This is a genomic window from Novipirellula herctigrandis (assembly GCA_007859835.1).
Classification (GTDB): domain Bacteria; phylum Planctomycetota; class Planctomycetia; order Pirellulales; family Pirellulaceae; genus Novipirellula_A; species Novipirellula_A herctigrandis.
In genome coordinates, this window is record SJPJ01000001.1 from 1,222,533 (window position 1) to 1,226,233 (window position 3,701).

Consider the following 3,701-nt stretch of genomic DNA (forward strand, 5'->3'; position numbering starts at 1 on the left):
CGTCACCGGGAACGCGCGGAAAAGTTTCTAACGGCCAAATCGCTCAGCTCGCGTTCTCCGGTGCACGCGATGGTTACCCGCCGTTATCTGGGCGTGACGAGATCAGGCGAGCAAGCGGCTGCCGGTCGCCGGAACGCATGATACCACGGAAGTATACCCGAACATCCGACCGTGGAGTGAGCAACATACGGTCCCAGCGTTCGGAACCATCAAGAGTGGCATAGTCTTCGAGCAGAGGCAGTATTGCCGAAGAGTTGATGGGCTCCGTGTGTCCGTCTGAGAACACAATCGAGCCATCGAAAATGGTTGGTGGAGGAGCAGACCGTAGCCTGCTAGCGTCGCGCGTTGATGCGAGCCAAGTAACGAAGGCCGCAATGTCATCGGGATCATCCAACGTTACGGTAGGTTGGTCGCCGTTTGGCTTGAGTGCGATAGAAGAAATCAAGTTTGGCGATAAGCCGCGTGTTAGGGTGAACTGCCGATAGACCGCGGGGCCGAAAGTGATGCAAATAACCACGATCGCAACGCAGGCGAGAACTGTGTAACGGCGGATGCGAGAGCGAGGTTGCGTTGTCGAAACGGAATTCATCGTCGACGAAAGAGAGTGCGGTCAGTCGGGTAACGTCACCGTTCACCGGGCCGCGGCAAACGACATTGATTTCAGAATCCGCGCGGCCCGCGGCTCCGTGTGCAACGGATGGTTATCCGTGGTGAATATAGGTGGAAGGTGGAATGCCAGTAGACGTTCCAAAAGCAAGACCGAGCAAGCCGATGGTAACCGGAGATTGCTCGCGCAAGCCATCAGGACGTTCCGTCGTCGCGCAACGAATGTCGCCCGAGCACGCCGATGGTCGGTGCGAGGAGGCTCGCGCAAGCCATCAGGAGATTGGAAGGTCGAACCAGAAAAATTGTCCGAGGGAATGGTTCGTCGGGTGTATCGTTCACCGGCATCAGCCGCAAGCCAATGTTGTGACGCCAAGGCCCAACACCAGCATACCGATCGTCGTTGATCGGATAACGTCACCGTTCACCGGGCCGCGGCAAACGACATTGATTTGAGAATCCGCGCGGCCCGCGGCTCCGTGTGCAACGGATGGTTATCCGTGGTGAATATAGGTGGAAGGTCGAATGCCAGTATACGTTCCAAAGCAAGACCGAGCAAGCCGATGGTAACCGGAGCTTGCTCGCGCAAGCCATCAGGACGTTCCGTCGTCGAGCAACGAATGTCGCCCGAGCACGCCGATGGTCGGTGCGAGGAGGCTCGCGCAAGCCATCAGGAGATTGGAAGGTCGAACCAGAAAAGTTGTCCGAGGGAATGGTTCGTCGGGTGTATCGTTCACCGGCATCAGCCGCAAGCCAGTGTTGTGACGCCAAGGCCCAACACCAGCATACCGATCGTCGTTGATCGGATAACGGTACGGATCAGCGGGGACCGGGAATTGACTATCCATTCGTGAAAACGAACCACCGGTCCTCCGTTGCATCCGATGGTTACCCGAAATCCCGGCCATTTGATTGTCGATTCCGTGGAAGTGATCACGGGCGAGCAAGTCACCACGGAAAGCATCAGTGTATCAAATCAGTGTCGAATAAAACAGTTGTTGGGCAGGTTTTTGGGTAACGCCGAAAGGCCGAAGCAGCGACGTTAGGCTAGCCAAGGTTCCAGCCAAACGCCGTCGTGGAGTCGCATTAGCCAACGGGTAACTTAGACGAGCAATTTTTAACTTACGCTTTTGACGTTGGCGTTCGGGTCGCGTTGTCGAAAAGAGATCATCAAACAGGATCGATGTTGTCGTTCGATACGATCTTCATTTTACGTCGGGTAACGTCCGGGATCAGCGGGCGGCGGGAGTTGACATCGATCTCACCAAAAAACGCACCACCGCCGCTCCGTTGCATCCCATGGTTCGTCGATCTGAATCTTCGAACTGGGGCCAGCGGATAGATTTGAGATCGGTTCTCATGGAACGTACACCATCTCGATTTTAATTTGGAATCCGTCTTTAGTCTCCGAGACCAATGCACTTAGGACAAGGTCGCTTTGCCCTTCACCTTTCGTCCACAGATCGATCAGCACCTCCCATTTCTTGCCCATCCACATGCAAATCGACGAGGCCCATGTCTTTTCTGGAAGTGCGACGAGAGTTTCGCCATAGTCCTCGATGTACTCTTTGATTTGCTTTGCGGTTTTGGCCGAGACGGGTAGTACACCGTCGACGCCTTCTGACAAGCGATAATCGTGTTGCACGAAAGCGTTTACTATATCGCGAAATGCAGGGCGCCAAGCGGTTGGAATTGGTTGTTGCTCGTCTTCGTCCTTGACGGGCAGCACTTCTTTAGTCGACTTGCGTTTTGCCATTGTGTGTCAGAGTCTTTCGACGAACGGTAGCGATCACCGAGGACCGCCAATGTGGTTTCTATTGGTAAAGATCGCATGCGGTCCTTCGTGTGAATCGCATGGTTCGTCGTCATTGTAGCGTAGTGCTACCGTGGCCGAGCAAGTTACTTGTAGTGCAGCTCCGAAATGGTTGCATCCGCAGTTAGACCACCATCCTGTTCAACAAAAGTGCCCGAAACAATCCAGATCGGTTTCTCACTGGCGGACATCAGTTGGAAAGTCATTTCGTTAGGATCAATCATCCACTGGTCGATCTGCAATTCGCTGGTGTCTGGATATTTGTGCGCTGGTTTGGTTGCCGTCGGAGTGATCGCGAGCGAAAGCGACGGTTCCTGGACACAGAGACCAACAAGCGCTCGTCGAAAACGCTGCACATTGGCATCGGCATCTGTAACGATCTGGACGTTGGAAATGTCAGGTTGCGCGAGAACCCTGGGCTGAATGCTCGGCGTTGCGTTATCCGCGCAACCCGTGATCACGAGAAAGAAGATCGGCACAAATGAGTGACAACTGCGTGTCATGTGGATTCGCTTGATCGACGAACGGCAGTGATCAGCGGGGACGGGCGAAAGACTTGCAAGCAGACGAGAAAACGGACCACCCGTCCTCCGTTGCATCACATGGTTATCCCACGGATTTGGGTTAAACGCCGATCGAGTCACCATGATGAATCAGTCGACCGAGCACCGTCAGTTTAGCCTTCGGCCCCTTCGGTGACAGTTGTCCGTTCCCTAGCAGTATCAGTTTAACGAGGTCCCAATGTGAAAGCAACAAACGACGTTGTGGACCGAACGGACGCAAAGGAATCATCAACAGCGCACCGATAGCAGAACAACAATCGCCCGGAGTGTGATAACGATTGCCATCACCGGGCACGGAGAGTGATGCATCCATTTGTGGAAACTTGCAAGCCGTGCTCCGTGTGAATGGCTTGGTTATTCGCCCCGTTTAGACCAGAAAAGGCCGATGACAGGAGATTGAATCGCGTCGAAGGCAGTCGGATCTTCCGTGGGGCCTGGAATCGAGGGTGGGTGTGGGGATTTCTGTCTGCGAGTGACGCCGCAATGATTATATCGAAGCATTGCTGACGATGACGTTGTGGAGCAGGTAAATTACTGAGAAGCAATTTACGACTCAGTCGAATAACGGTGGTGATCAGCGGGGACGGGCGAACGACTTGCAAGCAGACGAGAAAACGGACCACCCGTCCTCCGTTGCATCACATGGTTCAAGAAAGCCGCTGCGCGGCATAGTTTTCCTGATTGGATTATTGTTTCAAAATTTGGTTGGCATGACATGCTGG

At 54.1% G+C, this 3,701-nt stretch carries 4 protein-coding genes; all 4 read right to left on the reverse strand.

Features of this window, described 5'->3' with window-relative positions:
- Positions 1-1,196: 1,196 nt before the first annotated feature.
- Positions 1,197-1,484 (reverse strand): hypothetical protein, encoded by a 288-nt coding sequence (locus tag CA13_RS04260; protein WP_146394744.1) that lies wholly within the window; start codon positions 1,482-1,484, stop codon positions 1,197-1,199.
- Positions 1,485-1,960: 476 nt separating this feature from the next.
- On the reverse strand, positions 1,961-2,359 hold the full coding sequence (locus CA13_RS04265) for a DUF7668 domain-containing protein (RefSeq protein ID WP_146394745.1): 399 nt from the start codon (positions 2,357-2,359) through the stop codon (positions 1,961-1,963).
- 143 nt (positions 2,360-2,502) lie between these two features.
- On the reverse strand, positions 2,503-3,015 hold the full coding sequence (locus CA13_RS04270; protein WP_146394746.1) for a hypothetical protein: 513 nt from the start codon (positions 3,013-3,015) through the stop codon (positions 2,503-2,505).
- A gap of 25 nt (positions 3,016-3,040) precedes the next feature.
- Positions 3,041-3,292: a hypothetical protein gene (locus tag CA13_RS04275; protein WP_146394747.1), complete on the reverse strand. Its 252-nt coding sequence runs from the start codon at positions 3,290-3,292 to the stop codon at positions 3,041-3,043.
- Positions 3,293-3,701 lie beyond the last annotated feature (409 nt).

Coding starts and splice junctions, on each gene's coding strand:
- CA13_RS04260 (WP_146394744.1), bottom strand. CDS start 1,484: ATGCAACGGAGGACCGGTGGTTCGTTTTCACGAATGGATAGTCAATTC.
- CA13_RS04265 (WP_146394745.1), bottom strand. CDS start 2,359: ATGGCAAAACGCAAGTCGACTAAAGAAGTGCTGCCCGTCAAGGACGAA.
- CA13_RS04270 (WP_146394746.1), bottom strand. CDS start 3,015: ATGCAACGGAGGACGGGTGGTCCGTTTTCTCGTCTGCTTGCAAGTCTT.
- CA13_RS04275 (WP_146394747.1), bottom strand. CDS start 3,292: ATGGATGCATCACTCTCCGTGCCCGGTGATGGCAATCGTTATCACACT.